The sequence below is a fragment of the Sorangium sp. So ce1014 genome, from assembly GCF_051521505.1.
Classification (GTDB): domain Bacteria; phylum Myxococcota_A; class Polyangia; order Polyangiales; family Polyangiaceae; genus Sorangium.
Genome location: NZ_CP150356.1, coordinates 1,076,708 through 1,098,766 on the forward strand (window position 1 = coordinate 1,076,708; position 22,059 = coordinate 1,098,766).

14 protein-coding genes are annotated in these 22,059 nt (G+C 73.2%); 8 read left to right on the forward strand and 6 right to left on the reverse strand.

Going from position 1 to position 22,059, the window contains the following annotated elements; translation table 11 throughout:
* Positions 1 to 198 precede the first annotated feature (198 nt).
* Positions 199 to 1,629 carry a sigma 54-interacting transcriptional regulator gene (locus WME75_RS04140; RefSeq protein ID WP_437486643.1) on the reverse strand — a complete coding sequence of 477 codons (1,431 nt, stop codon included), beginning with the start codon at positions 1,627 to 1,629 and terminating at the stop codon, positions 199 to 201.
* A 213-nt stretch (positions 1,630 to 1,842) separates the two neighbouring features.
* The gene (locus WME75_RS04145) at positions 1,843 to 5,751 is read right to left on the reverse strand and encodes a protein kinase domain-containing protein (protein ID WP_437486645.1); all 3,909 of its coding nucleotides are present in this window, start codon (positions 5,749 to 5,751) and stop codon (positions 1,843 to 1,845) included.
* Between the two features lie 188 nt (positions 5,752 to 5,939).
* Between WME75_RS04145 and WME75_RS04150 the strand changes: the two genes are divergently transcribed.
* Both WME75_RS04150 and WME75_RS04155 read left to right on the forward strand, forming a co-directional pair.
* Positions 5,940 to 6,671, forward strand: coding sequence for a CPBP family intramembrane glutamic endopeptidase (locus WME75_RS04150; protein ID WP_437486647.1), 732 nt, complete (start codon positions 5,940 to 5,942; stop codon positions 6,669 to 6,671).
* A 17-nt stretch (positions 6,672 to 6,688) separates the two neighbouring features.
* Positions 6,689 to 8,182: a B12-binding domain-containing radical SAM protein gene (locus tag WME75_RS04155; protein WP_437486649.1), complete on the forward strand. Its 1,494-nt coding sequence runs from the start codon at positions 6,689 to 6,691 to the stop codon at positions 8,180 to 8,182.
* A gap of 3 nt (positions 8,183 to 8,185) precedes the next feature.
* On the opposite strand, the gene WME75_RS04160 is transcribed toward WME75_RS04155, so the two are convergent.
* On the reverse strand, positions 8,186 to 10,246 hold the full coding sequence (locus WME75_RS04160) for a hypothetical protein (protein ID WP_437486651.1): 2,061 nt from the start codon (positions 10,244 to 10,246) through the stop codon (positions 8,186 to 8,188).
* A 554-nt stretch (positions 10,247 to 10,800) separates the two neighbouring features.
* Between WME75_RS04160 and WME75_RS04165 the strand changes: the two genes are divergently transcribed.
* The 5 genes from WME75_RS04165 to WME75_RS04185 all read left to right on the forward strand — a co-directional run bounded on the left by WME75_RS04165 (position 10,801) and on the right by WME75_RS04185 (position 18,133).
* The gene (locus WME75_RS04165; RefSeq protein WP_437486653.1) at positions 10,801 to 11,379 is read left to right on the forward strand and encodes a hypothetical protein; all 579 of its coding nucleotides are present in this window, start codon (positions 10,801 to 10,803) and stop codon (positions 11,377 to 11,379) included.
* Positions 11,380 to 11,775: 396 nt separating this feature from the next.
* Positions 11,776 to 12,657 carry an STAS domain-containing protein gene (locus WME75_RS04170; protein ID WP_437486655.1) on the forward strand — a complete coding sequence of 294 codons (882 nt, stop codon included), beginning with the start codon at positions 11,776 to 11,778 and terminating at the stop codon, positions 12,655 to 12,657.
* A gap of 112 nt (positions 12,658 to 12,769) precedes the next feature.
* Positions 12,770 to 13,237 (forward strand): hypothetical protein, encoded by a 468-nt coding sequence (locus tag WME75_RS04175; RefSeq protein WP_437486657.1) that lies wholly within the window; start codon positions 12,770 to 12,772, stop codon positions 13,235 to 13,237.
* 40 nt (positions 13,238 to 13,277) lie between these two features.
* A complete protein-coding gene (locus tag WME75_RS04180) occupies positions 13,278 to 13,703 on the forward strand; it encodes an STAS/SEC14 domain-containing protein (RefSeq protein WP_437486658.1) in 426 nt (141 codons plus the stop codon).
* Between the two features lie 422 nt (positions 13,704 to 14,125).
* Complete coding sequence (locus tag WME75_RS04185) at positions 14,126 to 18,133, forward strand: serine/threonine-protein kinase (RefSeq protein ID WP_437486660.1); 4,008 nt, start codon at positions 14,126 to 14,128, stop codon at positions 18,131 to 18,133.
* Between the two features lie 11 nt (positions 18,134 to 18,144).
* Here WME75_RS04185 and WME75_RS04190 read toward each other — a convergent pair whose 3' ends face one another.
* Both WME75_RS04190 and WME75_RS04195 read right to left on the reverse strand, forming a co-directional pair.
* Positions 18,145 to 18,990 (reverse strand): GFA family protein, encoded by an 846-nt coding sequence (locus WME75_RS04190; protein WP_437486663.1) that lies wholly within the window; start codon positions 18,988 to 18,990, stop codon positions 18,145 to 18,147.
* A gap of 225 nt (positions 18,991 to 19,215) precedes the next feature.
* Positions 19,216 to 19,935 carry a CPBP family intramembrane glutamic endopeptidase gene (locus WME75_RS04195; protein ID WP_437486665.1) on the reverse strand — a complete coding sequence of 240 codons (720 nt, stop codon included), beginning with the start codon at positions 19,933 to 19,935 and terminating at the stop codon, positions 19,216 to 19,218.
* A 242-nt stretch (positions 19,936 to 20,177) separates the two neighbouring features.
* On the opposite strand from WME75_RS04195, the gene WME75_RS04200 reads away from it, so the two are divergent.
* Positions 20,178 to 20,348 carry a hypothetical protein gene (locus WME75_RS04200; protein WP_437486667.1) on the forward strand — a complete coding sequence of 57 codons (171 nt, stop codon included), beginning with the start codon at positions 20,178 to 20,180 and terminating at the stop codon, positions 20,346 to 20,348.
* Between the two features lie 91 nt (positions 20,349 to 20,439).
* Here the strand turns inward: WME75_RS04200 and bioA are convergent, their stop codons facing one another.
* On the reverse strand, positions 20,440 to 21,723 hold the full coding sequence (gene bioA, locus WME75_RS04205; protein WP_437486669.1) for an adenosylmethionine--8-amino-7-oxononanoate transaminase: 1,284 nt from the start codon (positions 21,721 to 21,723) through the stop codon (positions 20,440 to 20,442).
* Positions 21,724 to 22,059: the final 336 nt, after the last annotated feature.

Genomic DNA, 22,059 nt, shown 5'->3' on the forward strand with positions numbered 1-22,059 from the left:
CTCTTGCCGAGATAGCGGCTCTGCGCGCGGCGCTTGGCCTCTCAGCAGGCGTCGTGCCACCGCGAGGACACGAGGTTTTGGGCCGGATCCTGGGCGCCCTCGCGCCCCGGCGCCGCGGTTCGAGTCGTCGCCGCTCGATTCGAGCAAGGCCCGCGCAATCCGATCCGGCGCCCTCGCCAGCAGGCCGCGCCGGCCGCGTCAGCCCTTGCCCTTGCGCGGGCGCGGGATGCCGTAGGCGCTCAGCCGGGCGACGAAGGTGCGGCGGGGCATGCCGAGGAGCGCCGCGGCCTGCGTCTGGTTGCCGGCGCACTGCTCCAGCGCGTCGATGATCCGGCGCCGCTCGATCGCGTCGAGCTCGCTGCGCAGGCCGCCCGCGGCCTCGCCCGGCTGGGGGGCGCCGGCGGCCGCGGCGGGCGTCTCGGCGGGGCGCGCCTCGATGAGGGCCGTCGCGGCGGGAGCCTCGACGGGCGGCGGCGTCGCGGGGGCGTCGAGCAGGAGGTGCTCCGGCAAGAGCGCGTCCCCGCCGGCGAGCACGACCGCGCGCTCGATGACGTTGCGCAGCTCGCGGATGTTTCCGGGCCAGCGGTGCGCCTCCAGCGCGGCGAGCGTCTCGAGGTCGAGCGCCGGCGCCCGATGCCCGAGCATGCTCGCGATCCGGTCGGCGATCGCGCGCGCGAGCGGCGCGATCTCGGAGACGCGCGCCCGGAGCGGCGGGATCGTCAGCGCGATGCCGTTGAGCCGGAAGAAGAGATCCTCCCGGAAAGCGCCCCGCTTCACCTCGGCGGCCAGGTCCCGGTTCGTGGCCGAGAGGAAGCGGACGTCGATCGGCCGCGGGCTCAGCCCTCCGACGCGCATCACCTTCCGGTCCTCGAGCACGCGCAGCAGCTTCACCTGCATGCCGGGGGGCAGCTCGCCCACCTCGTCCAGCAGCACCGTGCCCTTCTCGGCCGTCTCGAGCAGGCCCGGCTTCGCCTGGCCGGCGCTCGTGAAGGCGCCCTTTTCGTGGCCGAAGAGCTCGCTCTCGAGGAGCGACTCGGCGAGCGCCGCGCAGTTGAGCCGCAAGAACGGCCCCTGCGCGCGCGGCGACCGCCGGTGGATGTGCTCGGCCAGCACCTCCTTGCCGGCGCCCGTCTCGCCGAGCAAGAGCACGCTGAGGGGCGACCCGGCCACGCGCTCGGCGAGGGCGTAGAGCCGCTGCATCGCCGCATCGCGCACGATGGGCGCGCCCGGCCCCTGGCCGGCGGCGGCGCTCGCGGCGCCCTCGCGCGGCAGGATCACGATCAGCGTCGACCCCAGGTTGACCGCGTCGCCGACCGAGAGCTCCACGGTCTTGCCTTGCTCGAGCTGGAGCTCGAGCAGCTTGGTCGTCGGTCCGGCGGCGCGCTCGCGGCGGAGGCGGGTCCCGTTGGCGCTCCCGAGGTCCTCGAGCGCGATCCGCGGGCCGAGGTGGAGGAGCGCGTGCCGGCGCGAGACGGAGCTGTCGTCGATCGGGATGTCGTTCTCCTGCGACCGGCCGAGCGACACCTGGCCATCGGCCGGCAACGGGTACCGGGTCACACGGCCGCCGGCGAACACTGCGAGGTCGAGCGCGCTCTGTGGATCATTCCGGGGGGGCGTCGCGCCAGGCACTTCTCTCTCCTCGCTTCCTGCCGCTCGTTCTATCCCGGCGCGCCGCGGGCGGGGCCATCAACCGGCCGCGGTCCGACCCAGGTTGAGCTCCCCGACCCGGGTTGAGCTCCCCGACCCGGGTTGAGCTCCCCGACCCGGGTTGAGCCCCCCGACCCGGGTTGAGCCCCCCGACCCGGGTTGAGCCCCCGACCCGGGTTGAGCCCCCCGTACCGCTCACTCCCCCAGCCACGCGCGCCCGAGCTCCAGCGTGCGTGCGCGCGCGGTGATGTCCTCCAGGAAGCTCCTCCGGGTTGCGGGATCCTCGATCTTCCCGGCGCGGGCGAGCAGCTCGGCGCGCGCCTCCCGGATGACCTCGTGGGCCGCCTCGACCTCGCCGCTCTCGTGGAGCGCCTCGGCCAGCAGCACGGGGACCACCTCCTGCCGGAGCACGAAGAGGCACGCCGTCGACCGCTCCAGGGCGAGCGCCTCGCGGGCCAGCGCGACCGCCTCCGCTGTCCGCTTCTGCCGGAGCCGGATCTCGGCGAGCAGCGAGAGGCGCACGGACCGCAAGAAGGGCACCAGCCTGCCAGGATCCCCGGCCGCGCACACCTCCTCCTCGGCCCCGGCGAGATCCCCTTCCAGGAGGCGCCCCTCGGCGAGGAGCAGCCGCGCCTGCGCGAAGCGCAAGAAATCGCCGCGGGTCGAGCCTAGCCGGAGCATCTCCCCGGCCAGCTCCAGCGCCTCCGGGACCCTCCGCTGCTCCAGCAGCCCCATGCTCCGGAACCAGAGCGCCGTGGCCACATAATAGGCCGGTGTGTGCTCCCCGGCGCGCAACGCGTCGAGGGTCTTGTCGGCGAGCTGGAAGGCGCCGAGGCTCAGCTCGTTCTGGGCCGCGTGCAGCCGCAACGGCATCTCGGCGAAGCGGTCGCCGAGCGCCTCGAAGTACTCCAGAGCGGCGCGATACCGCTGGAACGCTCCCCATTCATTTCGCTCGGCGTGGGCGCACCATAACGCCCACGCGACGTCGACCCCGATCGCGGCGCTGCGATCGCCTCCCACGAACGGCGCCACGTCCTGATCGAGCCTGCGCAGGGTTCGCCCGGCCAGGTCGGGCATCCCCTCCCAGAGCAGCGCGTAGATGGTGCGGAGGGTCCAGGGCACCGCCCGGGGATCGAGGGGAAGATCCGCAGGGGGTGCGCGCCGGACCAGGTCGAGGGCGACCTGCCGGTCACCCCCATGCATCGCGCAGAGGAGCGCGCTCCCCACGGCTCTCCCGTGGCTCAGGCTGCCGGGCGAGGCGCTCTCCAGCGCCGCGAGCGCGTGCGCGTAGCTCTGCGCCTGGTCGTCCATGGTGAACAGCAGCTCCGACTGGATCACGTGGAGCGCGACAAGCGCCTCCTCCTCGGGCCCGCAGGCGACACCCCGCCGCGCGCGCGCGAGCACCGCCGGCATGTCGGCGGCGAGCAGCGCCTTCTCGGTCGCCTGCAGGTAAAGCTCCGCCGCGCGCGCCGACTCCCCGCCGCGCTCGAAATGCTCGGCCAGCACCGTGGGATCCTGCTCGCCGGCCCGGAGCAACCATTCCCCCGCGAGCTTGTGCCCGAGGCGCCGGTCGCGGTCGGTGAGCATCGCGTAGGCGCCCTCCCGCAGGAGCGCATGGCGGAACGCGACCTCCTCCTGGCCTGCGAAGCGCGGCGCCGGGCGGCGCTCCAGGATCTCGCGCTCGAAGAGCTCGGCCCAGGCGTCCTTCTCCCGCGCGCCGGGCGCCGGGGTGCCCGAGAGCGCGCGCACGCCCTCGGTCCAGCACACCTCGCCGAAGACGCTCGCGGCCCTGAGCAGCCGCCGCTCCTCCGACCCAAGCGCCGCGAGCCGCGCCTCCACCATCCCCAGCACGGTCTCCGGCAGCGCGCCGGCGCGCCCCTCGGCGATCGCCCGGATCAGCTCCTCGAGGTAGAACGCGTTGCCGCCTCCCTGCGCCACGACGGCCGCGACGGTCTCCGCGTCGACCGCCTCGCCGAGCGCGCTCCGCACGAGGCGCTCGGCGGCCCGGGCGGACAGCGGGCGCAGCTGGGCCTCCGAGCGCCCCCGCTCCATCCAGAGCCGGGGGAACAGGTCGTGGACCTCGGGCCGCGCGAAGGCGATCACCACGAACGGCCGCTCGCTCAGCTCGCGCAGCGCGCGATCGAAGAGGCGCACCGAGGGCGCGTCTCCCCAGTGCAGATCCTCCAGCACCACCAGCATGGGTTGGGCGTCCGTCACCGCGCGCGCGTAGTCGAGGTACGCCTGCTCGATGCGGTCCGCCATCAGCGGCGGGCTCTGCCGCGCCGCCCGCAGCAGCGGCCGGTCGTCGTCGGGGAAGGGGGCGCCGATCAACTCTCCGAGGAACGCCGCCACCCGCGGGGGATCGGCCCCCGCGAGCAGGCGGCCCACGGCGCGCTCGAGCTTCTCGCGGCGCACCGGGGCGGCCTCGCCCGCGGCGATGCCGAGCGCGCTGCGCAGCGCCCCGGCCAGCATCGCGAACGCCGAGCCCGCGCCGATGGAATCGCCGCGGCTCACGCCGAGGTCCATCGCGGGGTAGCGCCGCTTCAGCGCCTCGAGGAGCTCGTGGCGCAGGCGCGATTTGCCCATCCCCGCCGCCGCCGTCACAAGCGCAGCCGCGGCCTGCCGATCCTCGAAGCTCCCCTCGACGATCTGGAGGAGCCCGTGGAGCTCCCTGTCGCGGCCCACGTAGGGGCTCGGCCTGCCGAGCAGCTTGCGCGCTCCCGCGCCGACCTCCCGCTCCGCCTGCAGCCAGCGCGCGCCCTGCTGCTCGAGCACCTCGAAGCGCACGTCGAGCAGCGCCTGCGTGACCGCATCGATCTGGACGCCCCCGCGGCGCTCCTCGGGCTCGTGCGCGCCGCCGGCCGGCGCGCGCCCCTCGAGCAGCGAGGCCGCCCGCTCCAGCACCTCGCCGAGCGGTACGCGGCCCGTGTCCTCGCCCCGGCCCGTCGCCAGCGCGACGCTCCATGCCCCCGCCGGCAGGACCGCGCGGATCCGCAGCGCGCAGCGGGCCGCGAGCGAGGCCACGTCGGTCGCGCTGCCCGCGCCGGTCACCGTCGCCACCACCGTCCCGTCGCAGAGCTGCTCCACCCGCGCGCCCAGCGGCTCCGCCACGCGACGCACCTGCGCGAGCGCGTCGAGGGACACCGCGTTGAGCGGCACGGTCTCCTGCAGGGGGCTCGGGCGCTCGCGGAGCGGCTGGATCGCCACGACCGAGAGCAGCCGCGTCTCGTCGCCGGTGATCGGCGAGCGGCTCGGCTCCGTCGAGGCCGTGCCGCCCGTCGCCTCCCCGATCTCGGCGAGGAGCCGCGCCGCCGCCGCGCCGTCGGCCGGTCGCGCCGCCGGCTCCTTGGCCAGCATCCGCGCCACCAGGTCGTCGAGCGCCGCAGGCAGCTCGGGCCGCAGCTCCCGCGCGCGCGGCGGCTCTTCCATCAGCAGCTTGGCGAGCAGCGCCATCGCGTGCTGCCCGCAGAACGCCGGCAGCCCGGTCAGGCACTCGAACAGCACGCAGCCGAGCGAGAACACGTCGGCGCGCGCGTCGAGCAGCGCCAGGTCCCCCCGCGCCTGCTCCGGCGCCATGTACCCGGGCGTGCCGAGCACGGAGCCCGTCTGCGTCAGCCGCGTCGCTGTCGCGTGCTGGCGCGCGATCCCGAAATCGAGCACCTTCACGTGCTCGATCGAGCCCTCCACGAGGAACAGATTGCTCGGTTTGATGTCGCGGTGGACGATCCCGCGCGCGTGCGCCGTCCCGAGCGCCTCGGCCACCGCGCGCGCCAGCGCGAGCCCCTCTTCGAGGCGCAGCGCGCCGCGCGAGAGGCGCTCCGAGAGCGTCTCCCCCGCGAGCCACTCCATCACGAGGAAAGGCTCTCCCGGCGGCGTCGTCCCGTGGGTCACGTACCGCACGATGTGCGGATGCTCGAGGCCGGAGAGCACCCGCGCCTCGTGGGCGAAGCGCGCCGCCGCTTGCGCGTCGGCCTCTCGCAGCAGCTTGAGCGCCACGGTCGCGCCGCTCGCCCTGTCTCGGGCGCGGTAGACCGTCCCCATGCCTCCGGCGCCGGCGAGCGCCTCCACCTCGAAGCGGCCGTCGATCACGCTGCCAGGGAGCATCGAGGCGGAGCTTGCCTCCTCGCTCGCCGTGACCGCAAGGTCCTGCGTTGCGCCGTGTTGGCTCAATCGGCGCTGCGTCCGCGCAAGGCGCCTGCCGGCCGAGGGCGTCCCGCGCCGCCGATCGCCCGCGCGCGCCGCCCTCCGGCCGCGGGACGCGGTGTGGCATGCCGACTGCTCGGTGAGCCTGTATGGCCATCGACGCTCCGGCAACCGTCGCTCCCGAGGTGCGCGAGCGCAGCCTCGAGCCCTCCTGTGGGGCCCCTGCGCGAAAGCTCCGCCGCGAGATCACCTCGTTCATCGCCCTCGCCGCCGGGCTTCTCCTCATGGCGCGCGTGGTCCAGCGAACGGTGACTCCTGGGCTGCCCCCCGCCCTGCACATGGCCTATTCTTGGGGGCTTCTGCTGGTCCTTCTCATCCCCGTGGCGTGGTACGTGCGCCGCCAGTCGCTGCCGCTCTCGCGGATGGGCGTGACCACGGCCGGCCTGCGCCGCAGCGTGACGGAGTCGCTGGTCGTCGCGCTCGGCCTGGCCGCCGCCTGCGCCGCGCTGCGGTTCGGCGCGTGGACCCGCGGCGAGCCGCTGATCACCTGGGGATCGATCGCCGGTTACGACGCGACCTGGCGGGCGCTCTTCCTGGTCCTCTACGCGCCCCACTGCCTGCTCCAGGAGTTCGTGGCGCGCGGCGTGATCCAGACCTCCCTGGAGCGCTTCCTGCCCCGGTCGGGCCGGGCCGCCCCTCTCGCGCTCACCTCGGCGTTCTTCGGCGTCTACCACCTGCACGTCTCGCTCGGCTTCGCCCTTCTCACCTTCGCCATCGGCCTTCTCTTCGGCGCGCTCTATGCGCGGCACCGCACCCTCTTCGGGGTGACCCTCGCGCACGCCGCTCTGGGCCTCGCGAGCGTCGCTGTCGGCCTGAACTGAACCAGGAGCTCCCCTCGATGCGCATCGCGATCATCTCGACCTACACGCACCCGAGCCGCCTGCACCGCAAGGAGCGCTCGATCATGCAATCCACCGTGCCCGAGCTCCTCGCCGCCCTGTGCCCGCCGGACGCCGAGATCGAGCTCTACAACGAGAAGGAATCGGACGTCCCGCTCGACCGGGATTGGGACCTCGTGTTCTTCTCGTACCTGCACGCCTATTACGAGCACACAAAGGTGCTCTCCACGCTGTTCCGGCGGCGGGGCATGACCACCGTGGCCGGCGGACGGCACGCGAGCCATTTCCGCGCGGACGCGCTGGAGCATTTCGACGCGGTGGTGGCGGGCGACCCGGAGGCGAACGTCCCGGCCCTCATCGCGGACTTCCGGCGGCGCGCGCTCCAGCCCGTCTACGCGCTGCCCCCGGTGCCCCCGGAGCAGATCCCCACGTACCGTTATGATCTGGTCGATTACCGCACCAACCTCGTCCGGATGCCGGGCATCGAGGCGTCGCGCGGCTGCCCCTTCTCCTGCAACTTCTGCGTGCTGACCGGGCACGAGCAGTACCGTTATCGCCCCGTCGACCACGTGATCCGGGACATCCGCGACCGGATGATCTTCAACCAGCGCGTCCCGGGGCTGATCAAGGATACGTTCGCCTTCGTCGACAACAACCTGGGAGGCTCGCCCCGTTACCTGCGGGAGCTCTGCGAGGCGCTGATGCCCCTCAAGAAGATCTGGGGCTGCGCGCTCACCTTCAACGTGCTGCGCGACCCGGAGCTGGTCCGCCTCATGGGGCGCGCGGGGTGCCGCTACGTCTACACCGGGCTGGAGTCGCTGAACCCCGAGTCGATCAGCGCGATGAACAAGGACCAGAACAAGCTGAGCGAGGTCCGCGAGGTCATGCAGCGGGCCTTCGCGAGCGGGATCGTGCTCTCCTTCGGGCTCCTCGTCGGCGCGGACGGGGATACAAACGAGTACTTCGAGCGGCTGCCCGAGTACCTCCACGACCTCGGGGATCATTGCCCGACGTTCCTGGGGATCGTCTGCCCGTACCCGGAGACGCCCTTCTTCGCGCAGGTGGCGGCCGAGGGCCGGCTCCTGCCCGGGGTGACCAGCCGGGACCTCGACGGGTACACCCTCTGCCACCGGCCGACCCGGCTGCACCCCTCCGAGGCGATCGAGCATTTCCAGCGCCTGAGCCGCGCGCTGGGGAGCCTGCGGAACGTGGGCCGCCACGTCTGGAACCGGCTGATGGCGAGCGATCTGCCTCGTTACAAGGCGAGCGTCCTGATGTCGGCGCCCGAGGTGATCAGCCTGCGCGGGCCGCTCGTCAACCGCTCGCGCAGCTACATCGCCGGGCGCGACCCCATCGAGGCCTGGGACGAGGCGAGGATGCGGGAGCTCGGCCTCGAGCCGCAGCGCCTCGACGCCTCGTCCTGCCGGGCGGATCCGCGCGGCCTCGCCCGGATCCGGTCCAGGAAAGCGGGCCGCTCCGCGGCGGTCGCGTGAGCCTCAGCCCTCGCTTTCGGGCAGAGGCGGCGGCGGCGGCAGCGCGCGGGGGGGCTCGATGCGCGTCGGCTCCGCCCTGCAGTCGATGGTGCGGCCCTCGCAGCCACAGACGTTCCCGCCCAGATCCTCGTAGACCGCCGGGGAGCGCTCATCGACGTACCTCACGATGTCGAGCGGCTCGCACGTGAAGGTCGTCGACGCGATCTGCACCGTCGCGCCGAAGTTGTAGATGCCGGCCGCGGCGCTCCGCTCGATCACGCTGTCCCGGACGAGGACGTTCGCCTGGCCCGTCTCGTTGTTGTAGGCGATGATGCCGCAGCCGTTCGTGCCGTCGAGCACGCGCCCCAGGGTGTCCGCGATCGTCGTCGACTCGACGGTCGCGTCCGAGTCGCTGAGGAAGAGGCCGCCGTCGCTGTTCCGCTCGATCAGGACGTTGTGCAGGCGCGCGCTCCCGCGCTCGCCGAGGTCGGGCAGCGACTGGACATTGACGCCCCGGCCGAAATCCTGGTTCGACGGCAGCGGCCTCGTGTCGCGCACAACCGTCGAGTCCAGGGCCGCGTCGGCCCCGAAGACGGCGATCCCGGTCCCGTAACTGCCTTCCACTGCGCTGCCGCGCACCCGGACGTTCGCGCGTCGCTGATCGTGCGCGATCTCGATCCCCGCGCCGTAGTCCGGCGCGCCGGGCACGAGGTCCCGCACGAGGAGGCCATCGATCTCGACGTCGGAGCCGTTGACGACGACGCCCCTCTCGCGGCTCCGCTCGACGAGGACGTGCCGGAGCGCCACGCGGGAGGGGCGCCCGTCGATGCGGCTCGGCTCGGCGTAGAGGCCCATGCCCGGGCCCGGATCGCCCTCGGCCGGCCCCGAGCCCGTGTCGCGCACGACCGTCGCCTCGAGGGTCGCCTCCACGCCGATCATCGCGATGGCGGCGGTGTGGTTCCGCTCCAGGACGCTGCCCCGGACCGTGAGCGTCCCCGGATCGAAGTCCGGGATGTGGGTCGCCGTGAGCCCAGCGCCCGGCAGGTCCGCCGCGAGCCAGGCGACGTCGCGGACGACGCTGTCCTCGACCACGCCGTCCGCCCCGGAGAACCTGATCCCGAGCCCCCCGACACGCTCGATCACGACGGATCGCGCCGTCACGCTCGCGCGGCGCTTGAACGACTCGACCTGCACCGCCATCGCATGGCCGTTCAACGGGTGCCTCGGGTCCCCGGTGGCGAGATCGATGTCGCGCAGGACCGTGCCCTCCAGCGTCACGGCGGCGCCCGTCACGACCATGCCCGCGCCCGTTGTGTGCTCCACGAGCGCCCCGCGCACGGTCAGGCTCGTCGCGGTCGCCTCGCCCAAGGCGACGAGGCCGATGGCGCTCGTGTCGTGGATCCAGACCCGCTCGACCACGACATCGTGCGCGTTCCTCACGCCGAGGCCGATGCCCTGTCCGCGGACAGCGAGGTCGTGGATCTCCGTGCCGCTCGCGCCCCGGTCTACCTGGACGGCGATCCCCCCCGCGGTCGGCCCGACGACCTCGACGAGCGCGGGGCACCGGCCCCAGAGCCGCACGGGCCGCCTCCAGATCAGCAGATCCTCGACGTAGCTGCCCTCCGCGATCGCCACCAGGGCGCCCTCGGCCGCGTGGTCGACCGCGTCCTGGATCGTCGACCACGGCCTGGCCTCCGTGCCGTCGCTGTCCGTCCCGGCGTAGGCCGCGTCGACGAACTCGGTCGTCTCGTCGATCGGCGCACCGCCCCACCGGTCCGCGCCGCACGGAGCGACCTCACGCCACGCCGTCTCGCCGGGGACGGCCATCTGACCTGGCGGGCCCGCCTCCTCCGGCAGGACGGGCACGCAGCCCTGCGCTCCGTCGGACGCGAAGCCGCTCCCGCACCGCCCGGGCGGGACCCCCGCCGGCTCGCAGCCCGCGCCGGTCTCCAGCGCGCCCGGCGGGCACGGGAACGTGGGCGCGGCCCCTGTCGCTGCGCCGTCGTCCGGGTCAGGGGGCTGCTGCGCGCACGCCGCGAGCAGGGTGATCTGCAGGAGAGAGAGGGCGAGCCGCTCTTTGCGCATGGTGTTTCGGTGCCTCGTGGGAACGATACGATACTTCATCGGCATCACGACGAGCCCGCGCGCCCTCGTTCGAGCAGCAGGTCGACAAGCTCTGGACGCCATCACGTGCGCGGGCGGGCTCCTCCGGAAATGTCGCGGCCCGCTTTCGGGGGGGTCGCGTCGGTCCCGAGCCCTTCGCGCGCTCCCTTGCACGCCGAGACTTGCACGCCGAGAGCCACGCGAACCGGTCATTCCGGCTGCACGCCATGACGTTCGTCCCGACACCACGTTCTGCGCAATTGGGCGAGGTTTCGCTCAACAGCTGCGCGAGTTCTGCGCAACGACGCCCGTCCGTCAGGGCGACGCGCCTGGCGCCCGCCTGAACTCGGGCCTTTCCGACGCGATGTCGGGGCGGGACCGGGCCCGACGGCGACGGTACGCGCGTTGCTCATGTCGGCGGCGCGGGCCTCGAAGCCTCGATACCCGCGCCAAGCCTTGGAACTCTAATTCCACCAGGCGCGACCGTGCCGCCGACGCGAAGCCGGCGCGTGCACGGTCGCGCCACGAGGTTCATCATGAAGATCACATCGACGCTGTCGCTTGTTTCGCTGCTCGGAACGACCCTGCTGATGGTCGCCGGCTGCATGGCTTCGTCGGTCGACAGCGCGACCGACGCCGACTTTGAGACGGATGAGGAGGTCGGAGAGGCGGCCGACGCCATCACGAATGGATGGACGGCCGAGACGTCCGACGGCTGGGCGCCCGTCGCATGCGACAGCGGCAACGCCATGAGCGCGTTCCGTTGCCGAGGCTCCGACTGTGACAATATCAGGGGCTATTGCTCCTCCCTTGGGACCTCCAACACGTCCACGTACTGGACCTCCTACTTCTCCGAGGAAGGCACCGGCCAGCGGAAGTGCGGCTACGGGGATTTCGTCACGGGGCTCGCGTGCACCGGCTCCTACTGCGACAACGTGTCGCTCCAATGCTCCCATCTCAACGGGAAGACCTGGGGCAATTGCTACTGGAGCGGGTTCATCTCCGAGGAGAACGGTGGGACGATCTCTTTCCCGCCGGGCTACTACATCGCAGGCGCGGAGTGCGACGGAGATCACTGCGACAACATGGCCTTCTATTACTGCCAGGCCAGCTGAGCGCCGGCGCTCCTCTGCGCCTGGCCGCTCGGCGCGGCGGATCTCCGCGTAGCCGTCGCGCGCAGGCATGTGGCCGTCCATCAGCGCCGCAGCGTAGAACGGCACGCGCGGGAGCTCCCGCGCGGTCGGCTCGCCGCGGAGCCTGAAGCGCTGCTGAAGCGAATCCGCTGAACCGCCGGCGCTCCATGGATGGAGCGCCGGCGGCGGAGCGGTGGTATCGCAGGACGGCGCCAGGCCGAGCTCCGCCTCGGCTCCCCCCCACCACGACACATCCCGCTCCATGGAGCCCGTGCGCGCCTTCCCCAACCACCGCCGATGTGGGCGACCGCTGTGACGCATGAAAACCTGATATACCTCCCGGTCAGAATAGGACCGAGGGACCGGATGAACTGTGACGTGAATTACAGTGATGTCGTCGCGGAGAACCAGCACCTGAAGCAGCGCGTCCGGGACCTGGAGCAGGCCGAGGAGGAGCGGGATCGCCTCCAGGCGGCGCTGCGCCAGAGCGAGGAGCACGCGCGCATCTTTGTCACCTACACACCGGCCGCGGTGGCCATGTTCGATCGGGACATGCGCTACATCCTGGCCAGTCACCGCTGGCTGGCGGATTTCGCCTTGAAAGAAGGAGAGATCACTGGTCGGTGCCATTATGAGCTCTTTCCCGAGATCCCCGAGCACTGGAAGGCGGTCCACCGGCGCTGCCTCGCAGGGGCCTCGGAAGGGAATGATGAGGAGCCCTTCCCGCGGAGCGACGGGCGCGTCGACTGGGTGCGCTGGAAGATCTTCCCGTGGTACACGACGAGCGGCGAGATCGGCGGGATCATGCTGTTCACGGAGGTGATCACCGAGCGAAAGCGGCTCGAGGATACGCTCCGGATGCAGGCGAAGACGCTCCAGGAGCTGTCGACGCCCATCGTGCCCATCAGCCAGGGCGTCCTCGTGCTGCCGCTGGTGGGCGTGCTGGACGCGGCGCGGGCGCAGCAGATGATGGAGAACCTGCTGGGCAAGGTGGTCGAGCGGCAGGCGCAGGTGGCGATCATCGACGTCACGGGCGTGCCGCACATCGACACGGGCTCGGCGAGCGCCCTCCTGCAGGTGGCGCGGGCGGTCCGGCTGCTCGGGGCGCAGGTCATCCTGACAGGCCTCCGGCCCGAGGTGTCCCGGGCCATCATCGACCTCGACATCGACCTCACCGGCATCGTGACCCGCCGCGACCTGCAGAGCGGGATCGCGTTCGCGACTGCGATGAACCTGACAGCACCGCTGTCCCCGCCGTGACGCCCCCGGCCCGGGGGCTGCTGTACGGCAGGGCTCGGTCCGGGCTGGCTGGCGGACCGGAGGAGGGGCGCTCGGTTGCGGGCGCTCGAGCAGGCGTGGTACTTGTCGCACCATGAAGCCCGGGGGATCCTTGCTCGCCCTCGTCGGCGCGTGCGCCTTCTTCGCGTGCGCGTGCTCCGAGACGGCGCGGCCCGCGGCGGGCCCTCGGGCCGCCGGCGCTGCCAGCGCGCCGCCTGTTCGCCCTCGGGTCCATGTGTATCCGGCGGCGGATCTGGAGCGGATGGCGCGCATCGCCGCCGCGCGCTGCAAGAAGGCGGGCACGCCGTCGGACGCGACGTGTCTGCTCACCCAGGCCTCCGCCTTCCTGAGGTACCCTCCCGGGGATCTCGATTGCCGCTACGTCGCGGGGACCGCGCTCTCCGTCGCCGAGTGCTCGGAGTTCGAGGAGGGCTGCATGAGCGTCGACCCCGGGGATCTCGTCCGCCAGCTCGACGCCCTCGAGAGCGCCGGCAAGGACTGCCAGCGTGAGCCGACCGACGCCGAGCGGGCGGAGGTGCTGAGGCTCGCGGGCGCGAAGTGATGGGCTGAACCGCCGCCGCGACTCGGCTAGGATGCTTGGCATGAGCGGTGTCGGCCTCGAGAACGCATACCCTGAAGCTCGTGACGAGCCCGACGGCATCCTGCGCGTGTCGCTCCACGGCGACCTCACGGACGACCGAGCGCGCGCTCTCGTCGGCGCGCTGCGGCGCGTGGCGGAGAGCGGCCGCGAGGTCCTGGTGCTCGCCGACGCGGATCACACGGGCGCTATCCCGCCGTCGGCGCGCAAGGTGGTGGCGGAAGAGCTGCGCAGCGCGCGCATCGATGCCGTCGCGATCATCGGAGCGGGATTTTCCGTGCGCGTCATCTTGACGCTCCTTGCGAAGGGCGTGCAGATGCTCACAGGGCAATCCTACCCGCAGCAGTTCTTCGGCACGGAGGGCGAGGCGCGCGCGTGGCTGCTCGCTCAGCGAGACGCGCTCCGGGCCAGGCGGGCCCCGGTCCCATGACGCCGCCTGGCCCCGCGGCGCGCGCCGGCTGCTCTGGCGCCGGTGCACGGATGCGGTCTTGCCATTCACAGCCAATGTTGCTTCGGGAGTCGATGAGGGCCCTCGTCGACGGCTGCATGAACGGTTGCAGTCCATTCTGGTCACGTGACCCCTTCTCCTCCTCCGATATTGAGGTTCAGATTGCAGGCCATCGATCGCAGTCGCGGCGTCGAGGCGCACGTCGGTTAGCCCGGGGCTGTCGACGTCCACTTCGTCGCGCTCGGGCGCGCCGCTGGCGAGGTCCCTGAGCGCGAGCTCTCCGCCACCTGCGCATGCGTGCGGCGAGCGCATTCTGTCCGTCCAGGAATGCGAGCGCCTCGCATTCGCCCAACACCTCAAATCTTGTCCCGTTCGCCGGACGACTGCAGCGGTACCATCAGGGCGTGAGAAGGGGGGATCCGCCGAAGGTCCTTGCCGGCCGGTTCGAGCTCGAGAGCGTCGCCGGCGCCGGGGGCATGGGCGACGTCTACCGCGCGCGCGATCGGCAAGACGGCGAGCCGGTCGCGCTCAAGGTCCTGAGGAGCGCGGACCCGCAGCTCGTCGCGCGGTTCCAGCGGGAGGCGCGGCTCCTGGCCGAGCTGCGGCACCCGGCGATCGCGCGCCACGTCGGCCACGGCGTCTCGGACCAGGGACAGCACTACCTCGCCATGGAGTGGCTCGATGGCGAGGACCTCGCCGCGAGGCTCGCCCGCGGGCCGCTCGGCGTCGAGGAGGGGCTCGCCCTCGTCCGCCGCGTCGCCGAGGCGTTGTCGCTCGTGCACGCGCGCGGCGTGATCCACCGCGATCTCAAGCCGGCGAACCTGTTTCTGGAGGGCGGCCGGCTCGACCAGGTGAAGATCCTCGATTTCGGGATCGCGCGCGACCCGGCCGCGACCGGCGGACTGACCGAGCCCGGCGTGCCCCTGGGTACGCCGGCCTACATGGCGCCGGAGCAGGTCCGCGGCGAGCTGGACATCGACGCGCGCGCGGACGTGTACGCGCTGGGGTGCATCCTGTTCGAGTGCCTCACCGGCCAGCCGCCCTTCTGGGCCGAGCACGCGTTCGCTGTGTTCGTGAAGGTGCTCTTCGAGGACGCTCCGCCGCCGAGCGCGCTGCGCGCCGAGGTGCCCGAGGTCATCGACCTGCTCACGGCGCGGCTCATGGCGAAGGACCGCGACGGCCGGCCGGAGGACGCGACCGCGGCGGCGAGCGCGCTCGCGGCGCGCTCGGCGGAGCACGCGGCCGCGGAGCTGCCTGCGCCCGCGCTGACGCGCCGCGAGCGGGGGCTCGTCAGCGTGATCCTGGCCAGGATGGGCGCTCCGTTCCCCTGGGCCACGCAACCTGCGCCGTGGGCCGAGGCCGCCACGCGGATGGGCGCCGGCGCCGAAGCCTCCACGATGCCGTGCGCCGAGGCCACGACGATCGACGCACGAGCGAAGGTCGCGACGCCGACGGGGCCGGCGCCGCCTCTGCCGGACCTGCGCCGCGCGGCGGCCGAGCACGGTGGCCGCCTCGAGCCACTGCAGGATGGCGGGGTCGCCGCGGTCCTCACGGGCGCGGCGACCCCGACCGACCTGGCCGCGCGCGCCGTGCGCTGCGGCCTCGCGCTGCGGAAGCTCCTGCCCGGCGCCCGCCTTTCGATCGCGACCGGCTGGGACGCGCTGGGCGGCGGGCAACCCATAGGCCCGGTCATCGACCGCGCCTCCGCGTTGCTCGCCGGCGGCGACGCCGGGCCGCCGGACGACGGCGCGCCGGAAGCGCCGGTCCCGGTGCTCGTGGATGCGATCACGGCCAGCCTCCTCGGGCCGGGGTTCGAGATGGCGGGGGGGCCGCTGGCGCCCGCGGTCGTCGGCGAGCGCGAGCCGTTCGACGAGGCGCGCACGCTGCTCGGCAAGCCCACCCCGTTCGTGGGGCGCGACCGGGAGCTGCGCGCCCTGGAGGACCTGTTCGACGAGTGTGCCGGCGAGCCCTGCGCGCGGGTGGGGCTCGTGATCGCGGCGGCGGGGATGGGCAAGTCACGCCTGCGCCTGGAGCTCGTGCGGCGGCTCAGGGCGCGCGCCGAGCCGCCCGAGATCTGGATCGCGCAGGCGGATCCCGCGCGCGCAGGGGCGCCCCTCGACCTCCTCGGGCAGGTGGTGCGCCGCGCCGTGCACCTCGTCGACGGCGAGCCCCTGGAGCGCCGCCGGGAGCAGCTCGCGGCCCGCGTGGCCCGGCACGTCGACCCGGCGCTCCGCGAGCGGGTGACCGAGTTCCTGGGGGAGATGGTCGGCACGCCGCTCCCGGGCGGGGAGCGCGTGCAGCTGCGCGCGGCCCGGCGCGATCCGCTGCTCATGGGCGATCAGCTTCGCCGGGCGTGGGTCGATTTCGTCGATGCCGAGTGCCGGACGCGCCCGGTGCTGCTCGTGCTGGAGGACCTGCACTGGGGCGACCTCCCGACCGTGGAGTGCGTCGACGCGGCGCTGCGCCTCCTGGGGGAGCAGCCGCTCATGGTGCTCGCCCTGGCGCGGCCGGAGGTGCGGGCGACCTTCCCTGCGCTGTGGGCCGGGCGGGGCATGATGGAGATCGGGCTCGGCGAGCTGCCCCGCCGGGCCTGCGAGCGGATGGTGCGGGCGGCGCTGGGCGATCGATCCGACGCGGATCACATGGCGGAGATCGTGCGGCGCGCCGCGGGCAACCCGTTCTTCGTGGAGGAGCTCGTGCGCGCCGCGGCCGAGGGACGGGACGCGCGCGAGGCGCCCGAGACGGTGCTGGCGATGGTGCAGGCGCGACTCCAGGACCTCGACGCCGAGGCGCGGCGGCTCCTGCGCGCCGGGAGCGTGCTCGGCGAGGTGTTCTGGCGGGGCGCGGCGGCGCGCCTCCTGGGGCTCGGGCAGGAGGGGGGCGCGGCGCTCGACGCGCGGCTCGCGGAGCTGGAGCGGCGCGAGTGGATCGTGCGGCAGCCCGAGCCGCGGTTCGCGGGCGAGGCGGAGTTCGCCTTCCGGCACGGGCTCGTGCGCGAGGCGGCCTACAGCATGCTGACGGACGTGGATCGGCAGCTCGGCCACCGGCTCGCCGGCGCGTGGCTCGAGGAGGCCGGCGAGCGCGACGCGCTGGTGCTGGCGGAGCACTTCGAGCACGGCGAGGCGATCGAGGCGGCGGCGCGGTGCTACGAGCGGGCGGCGGAGCAGGCGCTGGAGGCGAGCGATCTCGACGGTGCGCTCGCGCGGGTGGACCGGGCGTTCGCCTGCGCGCCGGGGGAGGACGCCGCCGGGCGGCTCCACGGGCTCGCGGCGATCGCCCACAACTGGCGGGGCGCGTTCGGGGACGCGGAGCGCGCGGCGAAGGCGGCCGTGGCCCTGGCGCCCGCCGGGGGCAGCGTGGCGCATGCCGCGCTGGCGATGCTGGCCTGGGCGAGCGGGGCGCTCGGGAAGGCGGAGCAGCTCGAGGCGGTGGCGTCGTCGCTGCCGCTCGACCGGGAGGGCGCGGCGCTCGACCGGGAGCTCGTCCTGGCCTGGTACAGCGCCACGACCTGGCTGCGGCAGCTCGGGCGCCACGCCGCGGCCGATGCGCTCGAGCGGGCGATGGCCGGAGTGCGGCCCGAAGACCTGGAGCCCGTTCTGGCCGGACACATCTACATTACGAAGAGCGCAGCGGCGTGCTTCAGCCCGCGGCGCATCGAGCTCGCCTTGCGCCTCACCGAGGCCGCATTGCAGGCCTACGAGCGCGGCGGTGCGCTGCGGGACGTATGCCTGACGCGCGTGACGCTCGGCGGGATGCAGAAGCAACTCGGCGCTTACGGACCGGCAGAGTCGGCGCTTCGCGAGGCGAGGCGAGTCGCGGTTCAGCTCGATCTCCGCTTCGTCGTGAATGCGGCCAGCATCCATCTGGGGCTGATCCACGCGGCGCAGGGGCACAGCGCTGCTGCCGTGGCGCTGGCCGAAAGGGTCGTCGACAAGGCGGGGGCGTTCGGCGACGTCAGGCAGGTGGGCCAGGCGCGGATCGTCCTTGCGCAGGCGCTGCTGAATCTCGGCGAGCTCGCGCGGGCCCGCGAGCACGCCGCCGCTGCGGTCGGCGAGACGGAGGCATACCCCGCGCTCCACGCCATCGCGCAGGCGATCCTCGCGCACGTCCTCCTCCAGGAACGACGCGCCGAGGAGGCGCTCGCCGCGGCGCGCCGCGCGTCCGCCATCGTCGAGCGCCTTGGAAACCTCGATGAGGACGAAGCGCTCGTGCACCTCGCCTGGGCCGAGGCGCTCCACGCCTGCGGCGACGTCGGCGCGGCCCGGGCAGCGCTCGCCGCGGCGCGGGACCAGCTGTGCGCCGAGGCGGACGCCATCGAGTGCCCCGCCCTGCGCCGCAGCTTCCTCGAGGCCGTGCCCGAGCACGCCCGCGTCCTTGCGCTCGCGGAGGCGTGGGGCGTGGAGGGCAGGTGATCCCCTGGATGTCAGATCTGGGGTGGGAGCTCGGCGAACTGCGGCAGCTCGCCCGTGATCGGGAACCAGCTCGCCTTGGAGCCGACGAAGATGTGGGCTCTCGGGCGGATGCCGGGATCGGTGTCGAGCGCTCCCGCGGGCACCACGGCAAAGCCGTGCTCGGGTGACTTGCGCGGCGCCGCGCCGCCGCAGCGCGTGCAGAACGCCACGCCGAAGCGCCGCGCCTCGGGCACCTTGTAGCTCGCGACCTGCGCGTCGCCGCGGACCCAGCGGAGCTTGTCCAGGGCGACGAGGACGTTTGTCGCGTGCGCGGCGCTGCGTCCGCGGCGACAGCGCGAGCAGTGGCAGTTCATCATGAGGATGGGCGCGCCGTCGAGCTCGAAGGCCACGTCGCCGCAAAGGCAGCTCCCCTGGGTGACGCCCTCCCTGGGCGGGACCGCGGGGCGCGAGACGACCGGCCTCTGGATCTGGGGCGGCCAACCCTCGAACTGCGGCAGGGAATCGGTGATCGTGTACCAGGGCGCCCTGGAGCCGACGAACTGGTGGAACTGCGGCTCGATGCCGAGATCGCCCTCGAGGTTCCCGGCATGGACCAGGGCGAGCTGCGCCTCGGGGACGAGCAGCGGCGCGGCCGAGCCGCAGGTGATGCAGAAGGAGCGATTGTCGCTCGCGCAGGACGCGCGGATGGCGTGCTCGCCGGCGAGCCAGCGAAAGCCCGACAGCGGCGCGACAACGGCCGTGGCGAACGCCGAGCCGTGGAATTTGCGACACATCGAGCAGTGACAGTTCAGCATGGTCTGGAATGGACCGCTGATCTCGTAGCGGACCGTCCCGCATAGACACGCGCCCTGGGTCATGGTCGTACCTCTCGAGGTCGTGGGTGAGCCGTCTGAGCCGGAGTGATACCTGGGCGCGCACGTTAGCACCGCGGGGTTCACAGGCACGCGTCCGGATCCGGTGCTCGACGCGACATCGGAGAGCCGCGGGTCGGAGAGGGCCAGCGCCTCGAATCCTCTGTTGCCGTCCCATCGAGCCGCGGCCCCGCGGCCCCGCGGGCTGGCCAGCGCTGCCCCTGCGCCGCCTCAGATGGACCGCAGCGCGATCATCCCGATCAGATTGATGCCCGCGTGCGCCACGACGCACGGCCAGACATTGTTCCGTCGCACCGCGAGCGTCCCGAGCACCAGGCCGATGGCGAAGGTCTGCACGACGCCGAGCATGGATTGATAGAAGTGGCCGGCCGCGAACAGGGCGGACGACAGCACGATGGCGCCGATGGCGGCGGAGCGGTCATGGGGTCTGGGGGACAGGGCGGCGCGCAAGCGCGAGACGAAGAAGCCACGGAAGACCAGCTCTTCGTACATGCCGGTGAAGAGCGCCAGCGGAAGGACGAGGGCCGGCGGGAGCTCGGAGAAGCCGCCGAGCGCGGCGGTCTTTTCGGCGGCGAGCCGCTCAGGGTCGAGGCCCGCGACCAGCGCGTAGACGGCCGCGCCCACGCCGGCGGCCAGGTAGCTGGCCACGAGCCCGAGCAGGCCCGAGGTCAGGACGGCGCTCGGAGCCTCGCGCCGGAAGCCGAGCGTGCTCCAGGGCTCTCGAAGCACGGCGAGCATGACGGCGACGCTGCCGAGCAAGGCGCCACCTCCGAGGGCGACGCCCTGGGCGATGTCCCGCGATGAGAGAGCTCGCGCGTCGCGGCCCGCCGCCTGGCCGAGCGCGATGAGCGCCAGCAGGATGGCGGCGACGACGAGGACTTGCAGCGCTGCCTTTGCGCGGCGCGTGCTGGCAGGGGCGGTGGTGGACATGGCAGGAACTCGGGAATGAGGGCTCGGCGCTCGCGGCGGGTGAGGCGAAGCGGGGCGTCACGAGCCCGCGCGAAGCGCAGGCGTCGCTCGACCCGGCGCGACGCCGGTAGAGGACGGCGTTGTGAACCAGGTTGCCTGGCGCGTCGACGAACAAGATCGGGCCGAGTCGGCCGCGGCGCGGAGCGCCTGCTCGCGGCTGTAGATGCCGTTTACCGCCAGAGCAGCCGCGCGGCGACGTCCGCGTGGCCACCCTCGGTGTCAGGGAGGTCGAGCTGGGTCGCGGCGAGCCGATTCCCGCGCTGCACGTCCGGCTGGTCGCGTCGAACGACGCCGGCGAACGGACGTGGACGCTCGACACGCGCGATATCCACGTCCAGCTCGCGGGACGACCGCCGCGGGCGCAGTCTTCGTGAACGCGGACGTCGTCGGGCTGCCGGTGCTGGAGATCCCCCCGGCCAGAGCCGCACCGTCGATGTCTACCTGAGGCGAGCCGCCGCCCGCGTCTCAAACCTCGGACAGCACGCCCACGATGGCCTCGCTGATGCGCGACAGGTCCGCTGGCTCGATGATGTACGGCGGCATCGTATAGACAAGCTTCCCGAAAGGCCGCAGCCAGACGCCGCGCTCCACGAAGGCCGGCTGCACGCGCGCCATGTCGACGGGCTGCTTGAGCTCGACCACGCCGATGGCGCCGAGCACGCGCACGTCGGCCACCGCGTCGAGGGCGCGGCAGGGGGCGAGCTCGCGGAGGAGCTGCGCCTCGATGGCCGCGACGCGCGCGCGCCATGGCGAGCCGAGCAGCAGCCGGATGCTGGCCAGCGCGGCGCTGCAGGCGAGCGGATTGCCCATGAACGTGGGGCCGTGCATGAACACGCGCGGCTCGCTCCCGGCGATGGTCTCGGCCACGCGCTCCGTGCAGAGCGCGGCGGCCAGGGTCATGGTGCCGCCGGTGAGGGCCTTGCCGAGGCACATGATGTCCGGCGCGACGCCCGCGTGCTGGCAGGCGAACAGCTCCCCGGTGCGGCCGAAGTTTGTCGCGATCTCGTCGAAGATGAGCAGCACGCCGTGGCGGTCGCAGAGGGCGCGCAGCTCGCGCAGGTACTGCGGGTGGTAGAAGCGCATCCCGCCGGCGTTCTGCGCGATCGGCTCGAGGATGACGGCCGCGACCTCGTGCGCGTGCTGCTCGAGCAGCGCGGCCATGCTGCCCAGGGCGCCCGGCGACCAGGGCGCGTCGAAGGCCGGGCCGGGCGCCGCCGCGAACAGGTGCTGCGCGAGCGCGCCGCGGAAGAGGTGGTGCATGCCATTGACGGGATCGGTGACGGCCATCGCGCCGAACGTGTCGCCGTGGTAGCCGCCGAGCACGCTGATCAGGCGGCGCTTCTCGGGCTGCCCCTGCGCGATGAAGAACTGCAGGGCGAGCTTGATGGCCACCTCGACGGCCACGGATCCGGAGTCGGCGAGGAAGACGCGCGTCAGCGGCTCGGGCGTGATCGCTACGAGCGTCTCGCACAGCGCGACCGCGGGCTCGTGGGTGAGCCCCCCGAACATGACGTGGCTCATCCGCCCGAGCTGGTCGCTGACGGCCGCCGTCAGCGCGGGGTGCGCGTAGCCGTGGATGGCGGCCCACCAGGAGGACGTGCCGTCGATCAGCTCGCGGCCGTCGGTCAGCGTGAGACGAACGCCCTCCGCGCGCTCGACGGCGAAGAGCGGGGCGGTCGAGATGGGCGCGGCGTAGGGGTGGATGACGCAGCGGCGGTCGCGCGCGATGAGATCGTCTCGACTAGGCACGGAGCTCTCCTGATGCCTGGCAGGCCGGCGGGTTGCGGGCTTGTTCGAGCAGCCCACCCGGCGGGCTGCGGCGCGCGAGCGCGCGGGTTCCTCGGAGCTCGACCGATCGCCAGGGCATCGCGACGCGTCTAGCCCAGGACGCGCAGCGCCACCAGGGGCCGCCGGGCGAGCCGCCGCGGCGCCCGGCGGCTCGCCGGTGCCCGGTGCTGCGGTGCCCGGCGGCTCCCCGATGCCCGGTGCTGCGGTGCCCGACGCCCTCTGCCCGGCGCCGCCACGCCGGAGGCGCGAGGCCGCGACCCCCCTCCGTACGATTCCTCGATCGGCCTGTAACGTTCG